Origin of the sequence: Nocardiopsis sp. EMB25 (genome assembly GCF_026797795.1) — a bacterium.
Lineage (GTDB): Bacteria > Actinomycetota > Actinomycetes > Streptosporangiales > Streptosporangiaceae > Nocardiopsis > Nocardiopsis lucentensis.
The window spans coordinates 5743542-5764092 of the sequence record NZ_JAMTDN010000001.1; the positions used below are offsets into that span (position 1 = coordinate 5743542).

22 protein-coding genes are annotated in these 20551 nt (G+C 72.1%); 8 read left to right on the top strand and 14 right to left on the bottom strand.

Annotated features, from left to right (window positions below):
• Positions 1-127: 127 nt before the first annotated feature.
• From mnhG to KIK06_RS25640, 6 genes are read right to left on the bottom strand one after another with little or no spacing between them, the layout of a single operon-like run.
• On the bottom strand, positions 128-535 hold the full coding sequence (gene mnhG, locus KIK06_RS25615; protein WP_268645447.1) for a monovalent cation/H(+) antiporter subunit G: 408 nt from the start codon (positions 533-535) through the stop codon (positions 128-130).
• Positions 532-876 carry a monovalent cation/H+ antiporter complex subunit F gene (locus KIK06_RS25620; protein ID WP_268645448.1) on the bottom strand — a complete coding sequence of 115 codons (345 nt, stop codon included), beginning with the start codon at positions 874-876 and terminating at the stop codon, positions 532-534. Before KIK06_RS25620 ends, mnhG begins: the two co-directional genes overlap by 4 nt.
• On the bottom strand, positions 873-1508 hold the full coding sequence (locus KIK06_RS25625) for a Na+/H+ antiporter subunit E (RefSeq protein ID WP_268645449.1): 636 nt from the start codon (positions 1506-1508) through the stop codon (positions 873-875). The genes KIK06_RS25620 and KIK06_RS25625 overlap by 4 nt, the downstream gene beginning before the upstream one ends.
• Complete coding sequence (locus KIK06_RS25630) at positions 1505-3178, bottom strand: Na+/H+ antiporter subunit D (protein ID WP_268645450.1); 1674 nt, start codon at positions 3176-3178, stop codon at positions 1505-1507. The genes KIK06_RS25625 and KIK06_RS25630 overlap by 4 nt, the downstream gene beginning before the upstream one ends.
• On the bottom strand, positions 3178-4008 hold the full coding sequence (locus KIK06_RS25635) for a Na(+)/H(+) antiporter subunit C (RefSeq protein ID WP_268645451.1): 831 nt from the start codon (positions 4006-4008) through the stop codon (positions 3178-3180). The genes KIK06_RS25630 and KIK06_RS25635 overlap by 1 nt, the downstream gene beginning before the upstream one ends.
• Positions 4005-6959 carry a Na+/H+ antiporter subunit A gene (locus tag KIK06_RS25640; protein WP_268646186.1) on the bottom strand — a complete coding sequence of 985 codons (2955 nt, stop codon included), beginning with the start codon at positions 6957-6959 and terminating at the stop codon, positions 4005-4007. The genes KIK06_RS25635 and KIK06_RS25640 overlap by 4 nt, the downstream gene beginning before the upstream one ends.
• A gap of 233 nt (positions 6960-7192) precedes the next feature.
• Between KIK06_RS25640 and KIK06_RS25645 the strand changes: the two genes are divergently transcribed.
• The 4 genes from KIK06_RS25645 to KIK06_RS25660 all read left to right on the top strand — a co-directional run bounded on the left by KIK06_RS25645 (position 7193) and on the right by KIK06_RS25660 (position 9496).
• A complete protein-coding gene (locus KIK06_RS25645; protein WP_268645452.1) occupies positions 7193-7690 on the top strand; it encodes a MarR family transcriptional regulator in 498 nt (165 codons plus the stop codon).
• Between the two features lie 196 nt (positions 7691-7886).
• On the top strand, positions 7887-8552 hold the full coding sequence (locus tag KIK06_RS25650) for a ClpP family protease (protein ID WP_017600750.1): 666 nt from the start codon (positions 7887-7889) through the stop codon (positions 8550-8552).
• The gene (locus tag KIK06_RS25655) at positions 8549-9169 is read left to right on the top strand and encodes a ClpP family protease (protein WP_268645453.1); all 621 of its coding nucleotides are present in this window, start codon (positions 8549-8551) and stop codon (positions 9167-9169) included. Before KIK06_RS25650 ends, KIK06_RS25655 begins: the two co-directional genes overlap by 4 nt.
• Positions 9170-9271: 102 nt before the next feature.
• The gene (locus KIK06_RS25660; RefSeq protein ID WP_268645454.1) at positions 9272-9496 is read left to right on the top strand and encodes a hypothetical protein; all 225 of its coding nucleotides are present in this window, start codon (positions 9272-9274) and stop codon (positions 9494-9496) included.
• 17 nt (positions 9497-9513) lie between these two features.
• On the opposite strand, the gene KIK06_RS25665 is transcribed toward KIK06_RS25660, so the two are convergent.
• Positions 9514-9933 (bottom strand): helix-turn-helix domain-containing protein, encoded by a 420-nt coding sequence (locus tag KIK06_RS25665; protein WP_017600748.1) that lies wholly within the window; start codon positions 9931-9933, stop codon positions 9514-9516.
• A 249-nt stretch (positions 9934-10182) separates the two neighbouring features.
• On the opposite strand from KIK06_RS25665, the gene KIK06_RS25670 reads away from it, so the two are divergent.
• Positions 10183-10446 (top strand): GlsB/YeaQ/YmgE family stress response membrane protein, encoded by a 264-nt coding sequence (locus KIK06_RS25670; RefSeq protein WP_268645455.1) that lies wholly within the window; start codon positions 10183-10185, stop codon positions 10444-10446.
• Between the two features lie 139 nt (positions 10447-10585).
• Here the strand turns inward: KIK06_RS25670 and KIK06_RS25675 are convergent, their stop codons facing one another.
• Positions 10586-11521: an EamA family transporter gene (locus KIK06_RS25675; protein WP_268645456.1), complete on the bottom strand. Its 936-nt coding sequence runs from the start codon at positions 11519-11521 to the stop codon at positions 10586-10588.
• Between the two features lie 214 nt (positions 11522-11735).
• On the opposite strand from KIK06_RS25675, the gene KIK06_RS25680 reads away from it, so the two are divergent.
• Entirely contained in the window at positions 11736-12233 is a 498-nt protein-coding gene (locus KIK06_RS25680; protein ID WP_017600745.1) for a MarR family winged helix-turn-helix transcriptional regulator, read from the top strand.
• 91 nt (positions 12234-12324) lie between these two features.
• Here KIK06_RS25680 and thiD read toward each other — a convergent pair whose 3' ends face one another.
• The 3 genes from thiD to KIK06_RS25695 all read right to left on the bottom strand — a co-directional run bounded on the left by thiD (position 12325) and on the right by KIK06_RS25695 (position 15635).
• Positions 12325-13119, bottom strand: a complete 795-nt coding sequence (thiD, locus tag KIK06_RS25685; protein WP_268645457.1) for a bifunctional hydroxymethylpyrimidine kinase/phosphomethylpyrimidine kinase — start codon at positions 13117-13119, stop codon at positions 12325-12327.
• 107 nt (positions 13120-13226) lie between these two features.
• On the bottom strand, positions 13227-14486 hold the full coding sequence (locus tag KIK06_RS25690; protein ID WP_268645458.1) for a flavin monoamine oxidase family protein: 1260 nt from the start codon (positions 14484-14486) through the stop codon (positions 13227-13229).
• Between the two features lie 144 nt (positions 14487-14630).
• Positions 14631-15635, bottom strand: coding sequence for a zinc-binding dehydrogenase (locus KIK06_RS25695; RefSeq protein WP_268645459.1), 1005 nt, complete (start codon positions 15633-15635; stop codon positions 14631-14633).
• A 166-nt stretch (positions 15636-15801) separates the two neighbouring features.
• Between KIK06_RS25695 and KIK06_RS25700 the strand changes: the two genes are divergently transcribed.
• Together KIK06_RS25700 and KIK06_RS25705 are read left to right on the top strand one after the other, a co-directional pair.
• The gene (locus KIK06_RS25700) at positions 15802-16449 is read left to right on the top strand and encodes a TetR/AcrR family transcriptional regulator (RefSeq protein ID WP_026127987.1); all 648 of its coding nucleotides are present in this window, start codon (positions 15802-15804) and stop codon (positions 16447-16449) included.
• On the top strand, positions 16439-17695 hold the full coding sequence (locus KIK06_RS25705; RefSeq protein ID WP_268645460.1) for a DUF418 domain-containing protein: 1257 nt from the start codon (positions 16439-16441) through the stop codon (positions 17693-17695). Before KIK06_RS25700 ends, KIK06_RS25705 begins: the two co-directional genes overlap by 11 nt.
• Here KIK06_RS25705 and KIK06_RS25710 read toward each other — a convergent pair.
• The 3 genes from KIK06_RS25710 to KIK06_RS25720 form a co-directional block, all read right to left on the bottom strand.
• Entirely contained in the window at positions 17692-18432 is a 741-nt protein-coding gene (locus tag KIK06_RS25710) for an SDR family oxidoreductase (protein WP_268645461.1), read from the bottom strand. The genes KIK06_RS25705 and KIK06_RS25710 overlap by 4 nt on opposite strands.
• Positions 18433-18597: 165 nt before the next feature.
• Complete coding sequence (locus KIK06_RS25715) at positions 18598-19191, bottom strand: dTDP-4-dehydrorhamnose 3,5-epimerase family protein (RefSeq protein ID WP_268645462.1); 594 nt, start codon at positions 19189-19191, stop codon at positions 18598-18600.
• A gap of 42 nt (positions 19192-19233) precedes the next feature.
• Complete coding sequence (locus KIK06_RS25720; RefSeq protein WP_268645463.1) at positions 19234-20448, bottom strand: macrolide family glycosyltransferase; 1215 nt, start codon at positions 20446-20448, stop codon at positions 19234-19236.
• Positions 20449-20551 lie beyond the last annotated feature (103 nt).

Genomic DNA, 20551 nt, shown 5'->3' on the forward strand with positions numbered 1-20551 from the left:
CGGGCGGGCGAGGCGAGCCGCGTAGCGAGGAACGAGTGATAGGCGCAGCCGAGGATGAAGCATCCCTGCCTCTTCGGGCGCCCGAACACGGGCCAAAGCGAAGCGGAAGCCCAGAAAAGGCACAGACTCAGACCCGGCGGTCCCCCGCCCCGGCGGGGGGACCGCCGCCCCGCCGCTCGGTGATCCGCTCGGCCAGCTCGTCGGTCACCAGCAGGTCGTCGCGGATCCGTCCGGTCCGGTAGGCCACCCGGGCGGCGATGTGCCCCGCCACCGGCACCGTCAGCACCTGGAAGATCCCCACCAGGATCAGCGTGCCCGTGTTGAACACACCGGTCTCCTGCGGGGCGATGCGCAGACCGATCCCGACGAGGACGAGGAGCAGCCCGAGCACCTGGGGCTTGGCCGCCGCGTGCATCCGGGACAGCAGGTCGGGGAAGCGGACCAGACCGACCCCCGCCACCAGGGACAGCGCCGCCCCGGCCAGCAGGCACAGCACCGCGATCCAGTCCAGGACCGCGACCAGTGGTTCGCTCACGCGTTCCTCCCCTTCCCACCGGTGTCCGCCGTGCCTCCGGCGCCTCCCGGTCCCCCGGCGATGGAGTCCCCGGGGTGCTCGCCCAGGTGTCGGCGGGCCACGAACTTGGAGACGCTGACCGAGCTCACGAACCCGATCAACGACAGCACCAGCAGGATCGGCAGCACCGACGGGTCGCGGTTGAACGCCGCGTAGGCGCCGATGCCGGTGAGCGCCGAGGCCACGAGCACGTCGACGGACAGCGCCCGGTCCAGGATGCTGGGACCCAGCATCAGCCGTGCCGTGCCGAGCAGGGCGGCCAGCCCGAGCAGCACGGCGATGGCGATCCACAGAGCGGTCACGCGTCCTCCCTCCCGGCCGCCGTCGCGGCCTCCAGATCGGTGATGTCCCGACCAGTGCCGAAGGCACGCACGATGCGCTCCTCCAGCCGCAGCGTCCCCCGGCGGGCCCGCTCGGTCCCCTCGTCGTCGACCGCGCCGAGGACGTGCACGTACAGCATCCGGTTCGGCTGCTCGACCTCCACGACCACGCTTCCGGGGATCACGGTCAGGATGATCGACGTGAACACGAGCATGAGGTCCGAGTCGGTGCGTAGCCGCACCGCGATCACGGAGCTGCGCACCGGCGGGCCGGGGGCGAACACGTACCGCGTGACCTGGAGGCTGGCCACGACCATCTCCGAAACGACGAACACCAGCAGCCTCAGCGCGCCCAGCGGACGCAGCCGCAGTCCTGGACCGATCGGCGGCAGCGGGAACACCACCGTGACCAGTACCGACACGCCGAATCCCAGCACCGCCAGGCCCAGTGACTCCTCCCGCCACCGGAAGCCGTTGAACAGCAGCATCCACACCAGGGTCATGCCGAGCGCCACGGGCAGCTGCACCTTGCCCAACCGGCGGCGCAGCGCCCGCAGGGCCCGGCCGCCGCCGGCCGCGGCTCCGCCCCGTCGACGCGGTTCCTCCACTGTCATCGGCTGCCTCCCAGCACGGCGTGGATGTACGGAGTGCGCTCGATCAGCTCCATCGCGGTGTCCGAGGAGTAGGCGATGAGCGGACCCGCGAACACGGTCAGGGCCAGCCCCATGGCGACCAGCGCCATCGTGGCGCCGACCATGCTCCGGGGCAGGACCACCGACGTGACCACCCGCGTCGCGGCCCGGGTCGCGGTGTCCTCCAGGCGGGACGAGGGACCGACCGCCTCCTCCGGGCCGAGGGCCGCGGTGGACGTGTCGCCGCCCCCCTCCTCCTCGCTCTCCTCCAGGACCGTGCCCGGTTCGGCGACCACGCCCTCGGCGGGCGCCCGCCAGAACGCGTAGTTCCACACCCGCGCCATGACGTACAGCGTGAGCAGACTGGTCACCACCGATGCCACGACCAGCGCGTACGCCATCGGCGTCCCGGCCTGCACACCGGCCTGGAGCAGGCCGAGCTTGCCGAGGAACCCGGACAGCGGCGGGATGCCGCCCAGGTTCATCGCCGGGATGAAGAACAGCACCGCCAGCACCGGAGCGATCCGCCCCAGCCCGCCCAGGTCGTCCAGCGACGTGGACCCGCCGCGCCGTTCGATCAGCCCCGTGATGAGGAACAGCGTCGTCTGCACGGTGATGTGGTGGGCGACGTAGAACACCGCGCCGGAGAGCCCCAACTCGTTGCCGATCGCCACCCCGAACAGCATGAACCCGATATGACTGACCAGCGTGAAGGACAACAGGCGCTTGATGTCGTTCTGGGCCACCGCGCCCAGCGCGCCCATGATCATGGTGGCCAGGGCGACCCACAGCAGGAGAGTGTCGATCTGCGTCCCGGGGAACATCAGGGTCTGCGCGCGGATGATCGCGTACACACCCACCTTGGTCAGCAGGCCCGCGAACACCGCGGTGACCGGGACGGGCGCGGTCGGGTAGGAGTCGGGCAGCCACGCCGACAGCGGGAACACGGCGGCCTTGATGCCGAAGGCGACGACCAGGATGACCTCCAGCACGAGCCGCAGCTCGGTGGAGACGTCCCACAGCCGCTCGGCCAGCAGTGCCATGTTCACCGTCCCGGTCGCCGCGAAGACGAGCCCGATCGCGATGAGGAACAGCACCGAGGACAGCAGCGACACCACCACGTAGATGGCGCCCGCGCGCATGCGCGGCTGGGTCCCGCCCAGGGTCAGCAGGACGTAGCTGGCGGTCAGCAGGATCTCGAAGCCGACGTAGAGGTTGAACAGGTCACCGGCCAGGAAGGCGTTGGAGACCCCGGCGACCAGGATCAGATAGGTCGGCTGGTACACCGACAGCGGCGCCACCTCGGCCTTGCCCGCCATGCCCTGCCCGATGGAGTACACGAGCACGGCCAGCGTGATGGCCGCGGACACGGTCACGAACAGGGCCGCCAGCCGGTCGGCCACCAGGGTGATCCCGAGGGGAGCCTCCCAGCCGCCGAGTTGGACCGCCAGCGGCCCGAGGGTGTCGGCGCCGACCATGAGCGCGAACCCGATCAGGAGCACCGCCGTGAGCGCGGCGACGCTGACCCACTGCTGGAACCGGGGCCAGCGGGTACCGAGCGCGAGCTTGACCCCGGCGGCGAACAGCGGAAGGACCACCGGCAGCGGGACGAGGTGGTGCACGCTCGAGGCGAAGAGGGTTCCGTCGTTCATCAGTCGTTCCCCTGCAACTCGCTGTCCTCGGCGCGGGCCAGGCGTTCGCGCTCGGCTCGCATGGTCTGGCGCATCCGCCGCCGCTGGGCGCGGACCCGGCGCCGCAGTTCCCGCCACAGCTCGCGCTCGGCGGCCCGGTCGGCGCGGCGGTGCTCCCGCAGCTTCCTGCGGCCCCGGCGGATGCGCCCGCGCAGTTCGGCCACCTGCTCGACCATCGTCTGCGTGCGGTCGGTCAACCGCCGCACGGTCTCCTGGGAGTGCTCGTCGGCGCCGCTCTCCTCGGCGTCGACCTCGAACCGGGCGAGTTCGGCCTGCGCGGCGGCGATCTCCGCCTTGATCCGCGCCTGCTCGGCCAGCTCCTGGGCGTCGGCGGCCGCGATGGTCGCCTGGAGCTCGGCCCGCTGGGCGCGGATGTCGGCGCGCAGACGGCGGCGTTCGCGGCGGAACCGCCTGCGGACGGCGCGGATGCCCTCGCCCCGGACGATCCGGAGGTCCTCGGCGTCGTCCTGGACCTCGTCGTTGCCCTCCAGCTGCCAGCTCCGGTAGGCCATGGCCAGCAGGAACGCGGTGATGCCGAGGGTGATGACGATGGCGGTCAGGATCATCGCCTGCGGGAGGGGGTCGGCCATCTCGTCCGGGTCGGTGAGCCAGAGGATCGGCGGGCCCCCGGCCGCGCCGCCCGCGGCGAGGATCATCAGGTTGACGCCGTTGCTGAGCACGACGAACCCGAGGAGGACGCGGGTCAGGCTGCGCTCCAGGAGGAGGACGACGCCCACCGCGACCAGGACGCCGACGACGAGGACGAGGACGAGACTGGGGGTGTCGTTCACGACGTGACCTCCTCGGCCGGGGACTCGGCCCCGCGTCGGGCGGCCTCCGCGGTGTGCGCGGCGTCCCGTTCGATCTGTTCGTCGATACGAGCGCCGAGACTGCGGAGGATGTCCAGGATCAGGCCGATGACCAGCAGGTACACGCCGGTGTCGAACACCAGGCTCGTGGTCAGGTGCAGGTGGCCCAGGAACGGGACGTGCACGTCCAGGGAACCGCCGGACAGGATGTCGTCGCCGAACAGCGGCCCGGCCAGGGCCATCCCGGTCGACAGGGCCAGCCCCGCGCCGATGAGGGCGCCGGGCTGCACCCAGGCGGTGGCGTACAGCTCGAACCGGCCGCCGGCCAGGTAGCGGACGATGAGCGCGAGCCCGGCCACGATGCCCCCGGCGAAACCGCCGCCGATCGCGGAGTGTCCGGTGAGCAGCAGGTACACGGAGATCACCATGATCACCGGGAAGAGGAAGCGCGAGATCACCTCGAAGATGACCGACCGCCGCTCCGTGGGCAGGGCCTCGGCGCCGGTCAGCCACGTCCACGTGGCGGCGGGCCGGATGTGCGCCTCGCGCGGCGCGGTGCGCAGCCCGCCCAGGTCGATGGACTCACTCCCGACCGGAGGGGCGTGCGGCGCGGTGTGCGAGACGGGGCGGAGCCCGTGGGGGCCGCCGCGCGGCTGGGCGCGCCGGCGCACGAACATCAGGCTGGCCACGCCCGCCGCGGCAGCGCCGAGGACGGAGATCTCGCCCATGGTGTCCCAGGCGCGCACGTCGACGAGCAGGACGGAGACGATGTTCTCCCCGCCGGCCTCGTGGGCGGCGCCGACGAAGCCGGGTGAGACGGACTCGTCCTGGCGTCCGGCGAGGGCGAAGTAGGTCATGCTCGCCACGAGCGCCCCGGTGGCCGCACCGATCACCAGGTTCCACATGCGGCGGCCGCGCAGGGCCGGGGTGGAGAACCGGGCGGGCAGGCGGCGCAGGACCAGGACGAAGACGACCAGGCTCACGGTCTCCACGAGGAACTGCGTGAGCGCGAGGTCGGGCGCGCCCTGGAGGAAGAACAGCACCGCGCACCCGTAGCCGGTCATCCCGACGAGGACGACCGCGAACAGGCGGCGCCGGACGAACAGGACGAACAGGCAGGTGAGGATGATGATCACGGTCGGAATCACCTGCACGGGGGTGTCCCACACCCGCACGGGCGGGGCGGGCAGGTCCCACAGGCGGCCGGTGAGGATCGGCCAGCCCGACACGGCCACCACGGTGACCAGGATCGTGCCGAGGTAGACGGGCAGCGAACCGCGCTGCGTCCCCCCGGTGAGCTGGAGGGCGACGTTCTCCAGGGTGGCGAGCATCCGCCGGTAGATCCGGTCGGGGTCCACGAACGCCGTGCGCACGCCCAGCCGCACCACCCGGTGGCGCAGGAGGAAGAGCACGTAGCCCAGGGCCAGGCAGAGGGCGGACAGCAGGAGCGGGAACTCGAACCCGTGCCACAGGAGCAGGTGGGTGGTCTCGGCGCCGGGCGTCAGGGGGACGGTGTCGGCGTAGGCGGCCAGGAGCGGGTCGAGCAGACCGGAGAACGGGCCGCCGAGCAGGCCGAGCAGGCCGAGGATCACGGCGGGCGCCAGGAACAGCGGCCCGGGCGCGTGGACGGGGGTGCCGGGGACGTTCTCCTTCACCGCGAAGGCGCCCCACAGGAAGCGCAGGCTGTAGGCGACGGTGAGGGTGGACCCGGCGACCAGGCCGACGAGCACGGCGGCGTCGATCGCTCCGCCCCCGGTGAAGGCGCCGAAGGCCAGTTCCTTGGCGGCGAAGCCGACGGCGGGCGGCAGACCCGCCATCGAGACGAGGGCGAGGAGCGCGGTCCAGAACGTGCCGGGCATCGCCGTGCGCAGACCCGAGAGCTCACGCAGATCGCGGGTGCCGGTGGCGTGGTCGATGATCCCGACCACGAGGAACAGCGCGGCCTTGAACAGGGAGTGCGCGACGAGCATCGAGACGCCGGCGAGCGCCGCGGCCCGCGTCCCGGCTCCGAGGAGGGCGACGAGGAAGCCGAGCTGGCTGATGGTGCCGTAGGCCAGGACGAGTTTCAGGTCGAACTGGCGCAGCGCCTTCCACCCCCCGAGCAGCATGGTGAGCACGCCGAAGGCCAGGGCCATGGACTGCCAGACGGCGGCGTCGTGGAAGGCGGGGGTGAGGCGGGCGGTGAGGTAGACGCCGGCCTTGACCATCGCCGCGGCGTGCAGGTAGCCGGAGACCGGTGTGGGCGCGCGCATGGCGGCGGGCAGCCACAGGCTGAAGGGGGTCAGGGCCGACTTGGACATGGCGCCGATCATGATGAGCGCCAGGGCGATGTTGAGGGCGGTGCCGCCGGGCGGCGGGTCGGCGACGATCTCGGAGATGACGAAGGTGCCCGCCGCCCGACCCAGCATGATCAGGCCGACGAACATGGTCAGCCCGCCCGCGGTGGTGACCGTCAGCGCGGTCATGGCGGCGCGGCGGCTCTCCTTCTGCTCGGTGCTGTGCCCGATGAGCAGGTAGGAGAAGACGGTGGTCAGCTCCCAGTACACGAAGAGCTGGATGAGGTCGTCGGCCAGGACCAGGCCGAGCATGGCGGCGGCGAAGGCGGTGAACACGCCCGCGAACCGGCCGAGCCCGGGTTCGGAGTCCTCGAAGTAGCGGGAGCAGTAGACGAGGATGAGCGCGCCGACACCGGCGGCGATGAGCGTCATCACCAGTCCGAGCGCGTCCATGTACAGGCCCAGCCGCAGCGAGAACTGCGGCGCCCACGCGACCGACGTCGAGAGCGCGTCGCCGCGCGTGATCGCGGGGGCCTGGAGGAGGGCCCAGACGGTGGCGGCGCCGGGGACGGCGGCGAGCGCGATGAACGCGCTTCGGCCCCATCGCCGTACGAGCAGGGGGGCGAGCGCCGCAGCGATGAAGTGTGCGACGAGCACGGTGGTCAATGCGTCCCTCCCGGATGGGTCCGGGCCCGCTTGCATCCGGAGCGGACACCCGCCCCGGGGCCGGGGCGACGATTCCGCGGGCGGAGGTGTCGGTTCGGCCTCGGCGGGGCATGGATCATCGTGAAATTGCGTACCTTGGCTATCTAATAGCTAGACTACACAATAATCAAACCGCCGCGCGCGTCCAGGTGTGTGGCCCGCGCCCAGTCAGCGAGGATCGTTTCGTGTCTGACGAGACAGCCGAACCCGGAGTCGAGCCGCCCGACTCCGAAGCACGTGACGCCGAGCCGCCCGACGCCGGACTCGACGAGTTCCAGCGCGCTTGGACCGAACTGATCAACGCCGCGATACACGCCCGTTCCCGCAGCGGCCAGGGACACGAGGAGCTCACGCTGACGCAGGCGCTCCTGATGGAGGCCGTACGCGGCATGGACGAGCCGAGCGTCGGCGCGGTCGCCCGGGTCGTCGGCGTGTCGTCCCCCTCCGCCACTCGCATGATCCAACAGCTCGAGCGCAAGGGCATGATGGCGCGCCGTCGGTCCGAGCGGGACGAGCGCAGCACGGTGGTGCACATCACCGAGGAGGGTGAGCGGATCCTCTCCGTCCGTCGGAGTGCGCTGGAGCTCAAGCAGCGCAAGATGTACGACGCGATCCGGCCGTCGCTGCGGCCGCACGTGGTCACCATCCTGCGCGACCTGCGCGAGGCCCTCGACGACGTGTGAACCCGCCCCGCGGCGCACGATGCCGTGGAGCGGATCACGGGGTCCTGGCCAGGATGTTTCCCCACGTGCCGCCCAGGGTCTGCCGTGGGCAGATCTGCCCCGGGCCGAAACGGTGGAAGTCCCCGGGCGCGCCGCCGCAGGGTGGAACCACCGGCCGGGCGGACGAACGCTCCGCCGACCGGTGGAGGAGAGTTCCATGCTGACCCACGAACGGCCCGTCGCCGAACAGGACGCCGCGGGTGGCGCCTTCGACGACCAGTTGGCCGCCCGCCTGCTGCGCAGCCGCATCGTGCTGCTGGGCACACAGGTGGACGAGACCAGCGCCAACCGGGTGTGCGCCCAGATGCTGCTGCTGGCCGACGAGGACCCCCGGCGTGACATCACCCTCGCGATCAACAGCCCCGGCGGCTCCGTTTACGCGGGAATGGCCGTCTACGACACGATGCGGTTCATCCCCAACGACGTGTCCACGCTGGTGATGGGGTTCGCCGCCAGCATGGGCCAGTTCCTGGCCTGTGCCGGGACGGCGGGCAAGCGCTACAGCCTGCCGCACGCGCGGATCATGATGCACCAGCCCTCGGGCGGGCTCGGCGGGACCGCCGCCGACATCGCCATCCAGGCGGAGAACCTCGCGCACACGAAGCGGACCATGGTTCGGCTCATCGCCGAGCACACCGGTCAGAGTGAGGAGACCGTCGCCGAGGACCAGCACCGCGACGCGTGGTTCACCGCCCAGGAGGCCAAGGACTACGGCTTCGTGGACCACGTGGTGACGTCGGTGTCGGAGTTGTCGGGATCCGGGTTCCGCCTCGGGACCGCGGCGCCCGGGTTCGCGAACCGGATCGGGGGAGAGGACAAGTGAGCGGACGTTACACCGTGCCGATGGTCGTGGAGCGCACTCCCCGGGGCGAGCGGTCCTCCGACGTGTTCAGCCGACTGCTGTCGGAGCGGATCATCTTCCTGGGGACGCCGATCGACGACGACGTCGCCAACGTGGTCATGGCGCAGATGCTGCACCTGGACTACGAGTCGAGCGAGACCGACATCCAGCTGTACGTCAACTCGCCGGGCGGATCGTTCACGGCGCTGACCGCCATCTACGACACCATGCGGTTCGTGCGGGCCGACGTCGCCACGGTGTGCATGGGCCAGGCGGCCTCGGCCGCGGCCGTGCTGCTCGCGGCGGGAACGGCGGGCAAGCGGATGGCGCTGGAGCACGCGCGGGTGCTGCTGCACCAGCCGTCGACCGAGGGGCAGGGGGTCGCCGCCGACCTGGAGATCCAGGCGGAGGAGATCCTGCGCGTGCGTTCGCAGGTCGAGACGATCCTGTCCCGGCACACCGGACAGACGGTGGAGCGGCTGCGGGCCGACACCGACCGGGACAGGATCTTCACCGCCGGACAGGCCAGGGACTACGGACTGGTGGACGGGATCGTCACCACCCGCGAACTGTCGAGCGGGGCACGCCAGGCCGCGTGAGAGGGCCGGGGCCGCGGTACCGTCCGATCCCCGCCGGGCCGGACCCCTCTGGCCCGGCGGGATCGGACTCTTCCGACACGCCGCCGGGGGAGGGGGAGCTACATGGGCGCACTCTCGCGGGCACGGGAACGCCCGGAGGCGGGCGACGTTTCCGTGGCGATGAACGATTTTCGCGACTCGACCGACGCCCCGTCCCCCACGGACCCGGCCTCCTTCGTCGCGGACCGGGCGCGGATCATGGGCTTCGACCGGTCGGCCGAGGCGGGCCGGGGCCTCGCCGCCCGGCCCGACGGCCCGGCCGCGGTGCACGGCGACCGTTTCCGCTGATCCGGAGGCGGTGCCGCTCAGGCGGCCAGGGACATGACCTGAGCCCCGTGCGCGGGCGCGGGAACGGCGGTCGCGCCGGCCCGACGGAAGTCGCCCAGGCCGGTGCCGGTCCGGAACGGGGTCGTCAGGACGGTGCTCTGGTACAGCTCGGCGAGGACGTCGGTGAGGCTCAGGCCCAGGGAGCGGTACACCGCGGCGAGTACCTCGGAGGAGGCCTCCTTGCGGCCCCGTTCGATCTCCGACAGGTAGGGGAGCGAGACCTGGGCGTCCTCGGCGACGTCCCGGAGCGTTCGCCCCTGCTCGGTCCGAGTGCGTCGCAGCAGGTCGCCGATGAGGTCGCGCATGAGCGGCTCACCGCGCTCCGCGGGCTCCCCACGCGTCTCCGGTCGGGGACCCCGGCGGGCCTCGTCCAGGGAGCGAAGGACGGTGTCGGTCATCGGTGCCTCCCGGGGGCGTGCGGCGCTGCTCCGACTCCGAGCGTACGCCGCGCGCGCGGGGCGGGGGAGGGGCCGGGCGCGCTTCTGCCGACGGCAGAAGGGGACACGCCGGACACGGGCTGGATCCGGCCACGCGCGGCCCACGCCTCGGGCAAGGTCCCGCCAAGGGTTGCCCCCGTCGGCGTGCGCGCGGTGTCCATCGGCTGACCAGTGGGAACGAGGGTAAGGGCGTCGACCAGGGAGGGACCCGTGGAGATCACCGGAATCATCAGCGCGATCGTCGTCGGTCTGATCATCGGTGCGTTGGGCCGACTCGTCGTCCCCGGCAAGCAGCACCTGCCGATATGGCTGACCCTGCTCCTGGGCATCGTGGCCGCCTTCGTCGGCGGTTTCCTCGCCAACCTCATCTCGTCCATGTGGTGGTGGGTGCTGATCGTCCAGGTGCTGGTCGCGGCCGTCATCGTCTACCTGGCCGACGGCATGTACGCCAGGAAACCCGGGGGAGCCGCCTGAGCGGCCGCCTCGTCCGACGCTTTTCGAGGCCACCGGCGCCGCGCCGGTGGCCTCGCCGTGTGCTCCGACGGCGGTGACGGGAAAACGGTTCTCGAAGGCCACCACCCGAACCCGTGCGCATGAGTCGTGTTCCGGCGCCTCACCCCCTGGTTCCGAGGGCTGCCTCCTCGCGGGGTGCGCCCTCCCGGTGGCCCGCGCTCCGAGCCGGGCCGCCCCGAGGCGCGACGACCTGGACGACGGACACCGCCGCCACCGCGATCAGGGCCCCGGCCAGCTGGACCGGGGTCAGGGCCTCGCCGAGGACCGCCCAGCCCAGGACCGTCGCGGCCAACGGGCTGCCGAAGGACAGGAAGGACACGGTCACCGCGGGCAGGCGGTCGAGGCCGCGTAGCCACAGGGAGTAGGCCAACAGGGCGCCGACCAGACTGAGGTAGGCGAACCCGGTGAGGTTGGGCCCGGTGATCTGGGTGGGCAGCCCCTCCACGACCAGGGTGGCCGGTGCCAGGAGGAGTCCGGCCGCGGTGAGCTGCCATCCGGTCATCGCCAGGACGCCCACCCCCTGGGGACGCCCCCAGTGCTTGGTGAGCACGATCCCGGTCGCCATGCAGGCGGCGGCCGCGATCCCGGCCAGGACACCCCACGGATTCAGCTCCGCCTCCGGTCCGACGACGAGCAGGCCCACGCCGACGACGCCCAGCACGCAGGCCAGAACGTGGACCGGCCTGACACGGTTGCCGAGGACCAGTGCGGCCAGGACGAGCACCAGCATCGGCTGGACGGACATGACCAGGGCCGCGACGCCGCCGGGCAGGAGGTAGGCGGCGACGAAGAGCAGGTAGAAGAAGACGCCCATGTTGAGCGCGCCGAGGATGAGGACGCGCCACCACCACACACCGCGCGGCAGGACGCGGCAGACGGCGAGGAGGACCAGTCCGGCGGGCAGGGAGCGCATGGCGGCGGCCAGCAGCGGGCGGTCGGGCGGCAGGAGTTCGGTGGTGACGATGTACGTACTGCCCCACACCACCGGGGCGGTCAGCGTGAGTAGGGAGTCGAGGGCGACGCGACCGCGGGTCATCGGGAGGTTCCGGAGGCGAGGAGTTCGGTGGGGAGGTCGTCGGGCAGGGGGGCCGGCCGGAGGCGGCGGACGCCGCGCCGGGGCCCGACCGCCTCGGTGACAGGGGGTCGTGCTCTCATTTCCATAGCGAACCTTTCGATAACGAACCTTTCGATGTCGAAATATTAGGTCGCGAGAGTCCGTCGGGTCAAGCGAGCGGGGCTATGATCGCCGGATGAACGACGCCGTCGACGTTTTCCTCAGCCAGTGGGCACGCGAACGCCCCGACCTGGACGTGTCCTCCATGGGGATCATCGGCCGGATGGGCCGTGCGACGCCGCTGCTCTGGCGCTCCGTCGAGAGGTTCCTCGCCGAGGAGGGCCTGGAGCGGTGGGAGTTCGACGTACTGGCCACGCTCCGCCGGTCGGGCGAGCCCTACTCCCTGACGCCCAAGGAGCTGGTGGCCATGACGATGGTGAGCGGTGCGGCGATGACCAACCGCGTGGACCGGCTGGCCTCCCGGGGGTTCGTGACGCGGCAGGTCGACCCGACGAACCGGCGGAGGACGCTGGTGACACTCGCTCCGGAGGGGCTGGAGATCGTCGACCGGGTGGTGGGCGGACACGTGGCCAACCAGGAGCGGCTCCTGGAGGTGCTGGACGAGGGGGAGCGCGACCAGCTCGCCGTGCTGCTGCGCAAGCTCCTGGTGTCCCTGGGAGACACCCTCGACTAGGCGGTGTTCCTCGGGTCCCCCCGGCACACACGGTCCGGGCGGGGGAGACCGTCGTCCCCACCCGCCCGGAGGCGATCGTCGGCCGCCGGACCTACGGGGCCAGCGGGACCACGGAGGCGAAGGGTGCGTGCGTGGTCAGGCGCTGGGCGATCCCCTCGCGGACCATCCCCTTGGCGGTGGCCACGGCCGAGCCCACCTCGGCTCCCTTGGCCAGTTCGGCGGTGATGGCCGCGGCGAACGTGCAGCCCGCACCGCTCACCCGTTCGTCGCCGATCTTCGGCGCGCGCAGGACCGTGACCTCCTCGCCGTCGAAGTACACATCCACCGCGTCCGGGCCGGGCAGCTCCACACCGCCCTTGGCGACGACGTGGGTGGGACCGAGCGCGTGGATGCGCCGCGCCGCCTCGACCAGGTCGTCCACCGTGTCGATCCGGTCCATGCCCGCCAGGGCGCGCGCCTCGAAGTGGTTCGGCGTGATGACCGTGGCCAGGGGCAGGACCTTCTCGGTGAGCGCCTTGTCGGTGTCCAGAGCCGCGCCGGGCTCCTGGCCCTTGCAGATCAGCACCGGGTCGAGCACCACGTGGCGCCACGGGCGGGCGGCCAGGGAGCGGGAGACCACGTCGATGGTGTCGGGGGTGCCGAGCATCCCGACCTTCACCACGTCCAGGTCGTGGCAGGAGGTCGCCGCCTCGATCTGGTCGGCGATGACGCCCGGTTCGACGGGGACGAAGCGGTGGCCCCACCCGTTCCCGGGGTCGAAGGAGACGATGCAGGTGATCGTCCCCACCCCGTAGACGCCCAGCTCCTGGAAGGCCTTGAGGTCGGCCTGGATCCCAGCGCCGCCGGTGGCCTCCGACCCTGCGATCACGTACGCGCGGTTGGTCATCTGCGCGCACCCTCCTGTCTCGATGTGCCGTTGGCTGTGTCGGGGGCGTACGGCTCCCCGAACCGCGCATATTGCATCACAGGTGCACGCGTCGGTTGGATTCGCGCCTACGGGTCCGCCAGCAGGGCGTCGGTGGCGTCGTATCCGTGGTCGTAGGCGCCGTCCACGGTGTTCTCACCGGTGGTCGTCTCCCCCGCGAAGTACAGGACCCCCGCCACCGGTGCGGCCAGCGCGGCCGGGGCGTCGTGGGCACCCGGCGGGACGTGGAGGTAGGCGCCCCGGCTGTACGGGTCGGCGGACCAGTCGTGATCGGTCCGCCGGGCCGGCCGCAGCCCCCGGTCCCCCACGGCCCGGCGTAGGGCGTCCAGCCCGGTGTCCAGCCGCCGCTCCCGGCCCATGGCGAGGAGTTCCCTGGCGAGGTCACCGGCGGCCCACACAGTGACGACCTCCGGTTCTCCGGCGGTCACACGGGAGAAGACGAACCCCGCCCCGGGGTCCCACGGAAGGGAGTCGTCGTTCTCGGGCAGGACGCGGTGGTCGAACTCGTAGAGGAGCTTGGCGACGACGGCGCCGTCGAGCGCGTCGATCGCGTCGCGGTGGGAGGGCGGGAGCCCCGGCTCGAAGACGACGTCCCCCGACCGCAGCACCCCGATCGGCAGGGTGAGCACACACCGGCGGGCGCGCACCCGGCCGGGACCGTCGGGGAAGTCGACCGCCAGCTCCACGCCCGCGCGCGACCAGCGCACCCGCCGGACCGGAGCGCCGAGGGCGACGGGCAGGCCGTGGGCGAGCGGGAGGAGGAGCCGGTCGTAGCCGTCGGCCACCCGGAAGTGCTCGCGGGAGGCGGACCACCAGTCGAAGTGGCCCTGCTCGTACATCCAGGCCGCGCTCCACCGGTCCAGCGGTTCGCCGTCGATCGCCACCGCGGGCCAGGCGTGCTCGGGCACGCCCACCCGCCGCAGGTACCCGGCGGCGTCCTCGTACGGGCGCGGAGGGGAGCGGAGGTCGATCTCGGGGCCGGCCTCCGACGCGGAGCGCACGCGCTCGGTGGCCGCCCCGGTGAGCTCGACGAGTTCCCAGGTCGAGACGGAGGCGCCGTGGATGAGCCCGGCGCCCAGCTCCACCGGGACGGAGCTGAACGCGTGGTCGGTGTACAGCTGGCCGCCGATCCGGTCGCGCGCCTCCACCACCGCCACCCGCCACCCGTGGTCGGCGAGGTTGCGTGCCGCCGAGAGCCCGGCCATCCCCGCGCCGACCACCACGGCGTCCCAGGCGTCGTCGGGAGCGGTGGAACCGGAGGCCGCCGCGAACAGGGCCCCGCCGCCGAGGAGGAGGCCAGCACGGCGCGTGATCGGAGGGCTGGGCATGGGGCTCCCGGGGGTCGCTGGGGGTGGACCCCACCGTAGGGCTCGGCGGCGGAGACGGTCCACGGGGAGACCATGTCCGCCGCCGCGCACCCCGGACCGGAGCTCGGTCGGGAGCCCCCGGAGGGAAGCTCCGAGGCACGCTCCTCAGACCACCAGGAGTGTCTTCCCGACGGACGTGCGCTCCTCCAGCCCGGCGTGCGCCTCGGCCGCGCGCTCCAGGGGGAGCGTGGTCCCGATCCTCGGCGTGACGCGCCCCTCCGCGGCCAACTCCAGGACGCCCCGGGTCAGCTCGCGCTTGTGCGACGGCGAGTTGCCCTCCAGGTCGAGGAGTCCGGTGACCGTCACCTTCCGGCGCTCGGCCTCCTCCTCGTCGACCGCGGCGAACGAGCCGGACGCGGTTCCGTAGCTGATGAAGCGGCCCCCGTCGGCGACGGCGCCGAAGGCCGCCGCGCCCAGATCGCCGCCGGCCCCGTCCAGGACCACGCGCGCGCCCTCCCCTCCGGTGAGCGCGCGCACCTCCTCGACCCAGCCCGGCTTCGAGTAGTCGACGGTCGCGTCGGCGCCCAGGGAGCGCACGAGGTCGAGCTTGCGCTCGCCCCGGGCCGCGCCGACGACGTGCGCCCCCGCGGCACGCGCCAGCTGGACGACCAGGCTGCCCGCGCCGCCCGCGGCCGCCGCGACCAGGACCCAGGTGCCGGGCTCGAACCGGGCGGCCCCCTCCAGCAGCTTGGCCATGGCTCCGTCGTGCAGCAGGGACACGGCGTGGGTCGGGTCGAGACCGTCGGGCACCCGGATGAGCCGCTCCTCGGGGGTCGCCGTCCGCTCGGCGTAGCCGTCGGTCGGGATGATCTGCCCGCTCCCGGGGTTGCCCCGTCCGGTCTCGGCGATCACCCGGGTCCCGATCCACGCGGCGTCCACGCCCTCCCCCACGGAGGAGACCGTCCCGGCCACCCCGGAACCGGGCGTGTAGGGGAGGGGAACCGGGAAGAAGTCCTGTCCCCATCCCCGGCGCAGGAGGGTGTCGAGGAACAGGATGTCGGCGGCGGTGACGTCGATCACGACCTCCCCGGGGGCCGCGACGGGGTCGGGCACCTCCTCGGTCGCCAGTACCGCGGGGCCGCCGAACTCCCTGACTCGGACCGCACGCATCGTCATCGCTCCTCAGATCGGTTGGCGCCGCTTCCCGCGGCGCGGAACCCACTCTCTTACCTCAAGTTAAGTTGAGGTCAAGTGGTCGGAGTCTCCGGGTTCCCTCAGGGGCGTCCCGGCGGACGGCGGGCTGGCGTGAATAAAAATATGTCGCTAATATTTTTTCATGGCACGGACAGCGGACCACGAAGGACGGCGGCGCCAGGTCGCTGAGGCGCTCATGCGCACGGTGGCGGACCGCGGGCTGGCCAGGACGACCCTCGCGGACGTCGCCGACGAGGCGGGCGTCTCCGTGGGGCTGGTGCAGCGCTACTTCCGCACCAAGTCCGACCTCCTGCGGTTCGGGGTGCGGCACATGTACCAGCGCGCCGAGGAGCGCTTCCGCGCGATCGACGGGAAGGGCACCTACCGCGAGCTGCTGTACCGCTTCGCCGAGACCCTCCTGCCGCTCGACGACGAACGCCGTCTGGAGCTGACCGTCTGGCTGGAGTTCCTCCCCGCGACCCTCACCGACCCGGAGATGGCGCGCCTGCACCAGGACACGACCGCGGCCCTCGTCGCCGGCATCGCCCACGGTTTCGAGGACGCCGCGCGACGCGGGGACCTGCCGGAGGGGATCGACGCGCGCGGTGAGGCCACCAGGCTCGTGGCCTTCGTCGACGGCCTGACCCTGCACCACCTCGTCACCACGCGGGAGTTCCCGGCGGAGGAGATCCGCGACTCTCTGCGCACCTACCTCGACCGGCTTCGCACTGCCCCTGGGAGCCCCGACCACGCGTCCGAGCACCACGAAGGGGACCGGCATGACCAGTGACGTCCGACCGACCCGACCGGCCGACGACCGAGCGGGACCGGGCACGAGGATGCCGCTGCTCGACGTCCTGCGCGGGCTCGCCATCCTGGGCACCCTGGCCACCAACGTGTGGATCTTCACCGCCCGGGGCGGCGAGGGCGTCATGCTCCACGAGACCGACATGCTCAGCCCGATGGGCGCCTACCTGGCCGACCCGTCGGCCGCCGGCCTGGCCCAGGGCGTCTTCCTGCTCGTCTCCAACGGCAAGTTCCTGTCCATGCTCACCCTGCTGTTCGGGGTGGGCCTGGCCATCCAGTACCGCTCGGCGGCACGGCGGGGCGGACGCTGGCCGGGACCCTACGTGTGGCGGGCGCTCTTCCTGTTCACCGAGGGCCTGGTGCACTTCACCCTCGTCTTCGCGGCCGACGTGCTCATGGGGTACGCCGCCGTGTCCGTGGTGGTCGCCTGGCTGCTCACCCGGTCCGACCGGGCGCGGGGCGCCGTGATGTGGACGGCGCTCTCCCTGCACCTGGCGTTCGTCGCTCTGGTGACCGCCGTCATGCTGGCCGACACGCCACCGGAGGGCACCGGAGTCCCCGACCGTGTGGCGGCCCTGTACGCGGAGGGCGGTTACCTCGACCAGGTGGCCTTCCGGATCGACCACTTCCTCCTGCTGCGCCTGGAGCCGATCGTCACCTTCGGGCTGCTGCTGTTCATGTTCCTGCTGGGCGTGCGGCTGTTCCGGGCCGGGGCCCTCGGCGCCGACGGCACCGGCCGCCGCCTCCGGGCGCGCATGCTCGTGTGGGGGATCGGCGTGGGCGTGCCGCTGAACGTGGCCACGTCGCTGGCCGGACCGGACCTGTTCCTCGTCGATCGGTACGTGGCGGCCCCACTCGTCGCGCTCGGCTACATCGGCGCCGTCGGCTGGATCCTGGACCGGGTGAATCCCCGGGGCCGCGTCGTCGGGGCGTTCTCCTCGCTGGGACGGACGGCGATGTCCGGCTACGTGACGCAGAACGTCGTCTGCGCGCTGCTGTGCTACGGGTTCGGCCTGGGGCTCGCCGCTCGTTTCGAGGCGTACGGCCCGTGGTGGGTGATGGGCCTCTGGGCGGCGGTGTCCGTCCTGCTCCTGGTGGGGTCGACACTGTGGCTGCGAAGGTTCCCGGCGGGTCCGCTGGAGGCCCTGCAGAAGGCGGTGCTGTCCCGGGCGCCCGGTCAGCGCGGCGCCGCCGCCCTCCACGGCCGGTTCGGTGACCGGACCTCCTAGACGACGCCGCCGTTGGTCCGGACGTTCTGTCCGTTGACCCAGCGGCCCTCGGGGCCGGTGAGGAAGGCGACGACGTTCGCGATGTCCTGGGGGTCGCCCAGCCGTTCCATCGGCGACTGGTTGGCCAGCCGCTCGATGGTGGCCTCGTCCTTGCCGTCGAGGAAGAGCGCGGTCGCGGTCGGGCCGGGGGCGACGGAGTTGACCGTCACGTCGCGACCGCGCAGTTCGCGGGCGAGGATCAGCGTCAGCGCCTCCACCGCCCCCTTGCTCGCGGCGTAGGCGCCGTAGGTCGGGAACTGGAGGCCGACGACGGAGGTGGAGAAGTTCACGATCGCGCCGCCGGATCGCACGCGGCGGGCGGCCTGTTGGTTGATGACGAAGGTGCCGCGGATGTTGGTGCGGTGGAGTTCGTCGAGCTCGGCGAGGTCGAGGTCGACGATCGTGGACAGCCGCATCCGCGCCGCCGCGTGCACGACCGCGTCGACGCCGCCGAAGGCGCGCTCGGCCTCGTCGAACAGCCCGGCGACCGCGTGCTCGTCGGCGACGTCGGCCTGGACGGCGATCGCCCGGCCGCCGCCTCCGGTGATCTCGGTGACGGCGGCGTCGGCCTCGGCGGTGTCGTTCGCGTAGCCGATGACGACGGCGTCCCCGCGGGCGGCGAGTGCGGTGGCGGTGGCGCGGCCGATGCCTCGGGAGGCGCCGGTGACGACGGCGACGCGGGTCTTTTCTGCGCTCAAGGTCGTTCCCCTCGGTGATGCACCGTGCCGATCCGGGGCCGTCCTCGGGACGACACGGGTGTTATCGGTGATTTCACTATCCAGGGAACGATGATAGCAAGATGGGCTATCGACGATACTGCTTTTCTGATTTCGTTGATGTCGACATTCGGATCCGCGACACCCTCACCCGACGGGATAGGAGCGCAGACACTCCTCATAGCCGGGCAGCGCACCGCTGGCGGCGATCTCGGCCAGGGAGGGGGCGGCCGCGTCCCGGTCGGACCTGATCGGCGGCTCCGCCAGGTCCCATGGGAGACCCAGCTCGGGGTCGAGCGCGTCGACGTCGATGATCGTGCCCGGCACGTACTCCCGGGTGCACAGGTAACTGACGCAGGTGTCGTCGGTGCGCGCCACGTAGCCGAGCCCGAGGCCGTCCGGCAGGTACAGGGCGACCCCGGCCTCCGCGTCCTGCTCGACCGCCTCGTGGTGGCCGAACGTCGGCGAGCCCACCCGCAGGTCCACGACCATGGTCAGCGCCGCCCCCCGGACACAGGTGACGATCTTGCCCTGGCCGGGCGGCAGCGTGGTGGCGTGGATGCCGCGCATCGCGTTGCGTCGGGTCACGGTGTGGTTGACCTGGCGGATGTCCACCGCGTGTCCGGTGGCCTCCCGCAGCGACTCGTGGCGCAGGCTCTCGTAGAGCCGACCGCGCGAGTCGGGGATCGGCTCCGGAACGATCCGGTAGGCGTCCCGGACGCTGGTCTCGGTGATGATCATTCTTGGCCCCCGCTGATCGGTGGGTGCGGTCGGGTGGGCGGATCACTCCGCCGAGGGCAGCAGTCCCTCGATGGCGTCCGCGGCCGCGGACGGCCCGCCCGCGCGGCGGATCTCCTCGCGCAGCCAGTCGATCCGCTCCAGGACCCCGTCGTCGCCCAGCACGCTCAGGGCGGTCTCCCGCAGCCGTTCGGCCGTCACCTCGCCGATGGGCAGTTGGGCGCCGAGGCCGAGCTCGGCGATGCGGCGCGCGGTCGCGCGCGGTTCGGGCATCACCGGGAGCGCCACGATCGGGACCCGGTGGGTGAACGCCTCCATCGCCGTGCTCATACCGCCGTGGTTGACCAGCAGGTCGGTGTGCGGGAACACGTCACCGAGGGGGACGAAGTCGTGCACCCGCACATTGTCCGGGACCGGTCCGACCTCCTCCGGACGCAGGCCGCCGCCCAGCACGAGGAGGACGTTCCAGGGTTGGTCCCTGAACGCCTCGACACAGGTCCGGAAGAACTCCGGGCGCTCGTTGTAGAGCGTGCCGAGGCTGACCACCACCAGCGGCCGCCCGTCCTCGGGCGGGCTCCACGTCCCGTGGAAGGACACCCCGGCGGCGCAGGGGCCGACGAAGTGGTGCTGCTCGTCGAACGTCTCGCCCGCGTACTGGAAGACCCGGGGCATGTAGAACAGGCCGGGCCCGCCGTGGACGGCGTCGCTGAACGCGCCCAGGTCGTCGGTGGCTCCGTGTGACTGGAGCGCCTTGCCGATCCGGCCGAACAGGTCGAGCAGCCGCGGGTCCTCCGGCGTTTCGTTGGAGTCCACCGGTGGGTGCAGCGCCCAGTGCTCGTTGGCGGCGTAGGTGGGGGTGCTGCGGATGACCGGCACCCCCCAGCGGTCCGCCAGCAGCCGACCGGTCCAGAACGAGGACGGGTCGTTGACGACCACGTCGGGAAGGTCCGCCGCGAAGTGCTCCTCCAGCACGGGCATCGTCTCACCGGTCATGTCCAGGAGCCACTCCAGGACACGGAGGTACTCGTCCTCGTCCGTGTACTCGTCGGCCTCCTGGCGCGGCACCATGTCGGCCATGAACCGGTCGTGGTCCATGGGGTAGGTGACCACGTCGGCCCCGGCCCGGACCGCCCGGCCGGAGAGCTGTTCGGGCAGCGCGTAGGTCACCCGGTGGCCCCGGGCCACCAGTTCCTCCGTCACCCCCAGGGTCGGATTCACGTGTCCGGCGACGGGGAGGATGAAGAATGCGATGTGAGCCATGCCAGACCCTTCGTGGGGTGCCGAGGTGTGCGGACGGCCCCGGACGGTCCGGGGGACCCCAGCCGAAGCCGGGAACGGATGCTACGAGGCGCCCCGGGGTCGG

Excerpts from the sequence above, each read along its gene's own strand:
- KIK06_RS25625 (WP_268645449.1), bottom strand. The coding sequence starts at position 1,508 with ATGACAGTGGAGGAACCGCGTCGACGGGGCGGAGCCGCGGCCGGCGGC.
- KIK06_RS25630 (WP_268645450.1), bottom strand. The coding sequence starts at position 3,178 with ATGAACGACGGAACCCTCTTCGCCTCGAGCGTGCACCACCTCGTCCCG.
- KIK06_RS25650 (WP_017600750.1), top strand. The coding sequence starts at position 7,887 with ATGCTGACCCACGAACGGCCCGTCGCCGAACAGGACGCCGCGGGTGGC.
- KIK06_RS25660 (WP_268645454.1), top strand. The coding sequence starts at position 9,272 with ATGGGCGCACTCTCGCGGGCACGGGAACGCCCGGAGGCGGGCGACGTT.
- KIK06_RS25665 (WP_017600748.1), bottom strand. The coding sequence starts at position 9,933 with ATGACCGACACCGTCCTTCGCTCCCTGGACGAGGCCCGCCGGGGTCCC.
- KIK06_RS25675 (WP_268645456.1), bottom strand. The coding sequence starts at position 11,521 with ATGACCCGCGGTCGCGTCGCCCTCGACTCCCTACTCACGCTGACCGCC.
- KIK06_RS25680 (WP_017600745.1), top strand. The coding sequence starts at position 11,736 with ATGAACGACGCCGTCGACGTTTTCCTCAGCCAGTGGGCACGCGAACGC.
- thiD (WP_268645457.1), bottom strand. The coding sequence starts at position 13,119 with ATGACCAACCGCGCGTACGTGATCGCAGGGTCGGAGGCCACCGGCGGC.
- KIK06_RS25690 (WP_268645458.1), bottom strand. The coding sequence starts at position 14,486 with ATGCCCAGCCCTCCGATCACGCGCCGTGCTGGCCTCCTCCTCGGCGGC.
- KIK06_RS25695 (WP_268645459.1), bottom strand. The coding sequence starts at position 15,635 with ATGCGTGCGGTCCGAGTCAGGGAGTTCGGCGGCCCCGCGGTACTGGCG.
- KIK06_RS25700 (WP_026127987.1), top strand. The coding sequence starts at position 15,802 with ATGGCACGGACAGCGGACCACGAAGGACGGCGGCGCCAGGTCGCTGAG.
- KIK06_RS25705 (WP_268645460.1), top strand. The coding sequence starts at position 16,439 with ATGACCAGTGACGTCCGACCGACCCGACCGGCCGACGACCGAGCGGGA.
- KIK06_RS25715 (WP_268645462.1), bottom strand. The coding sequence starts at position 19,191 with ATGATCATCACCGAGACCAGCGTCCGGGACGCCTACCGGATCGTTCCG.
- KIK06_RS25720 (WP_268645463.1), bottom strand. The coding sequence starts at position 20,448 with ATGGCTCACATCGCATTCTTCATCCTCCCCGTCGCCGGACACGTGAAT.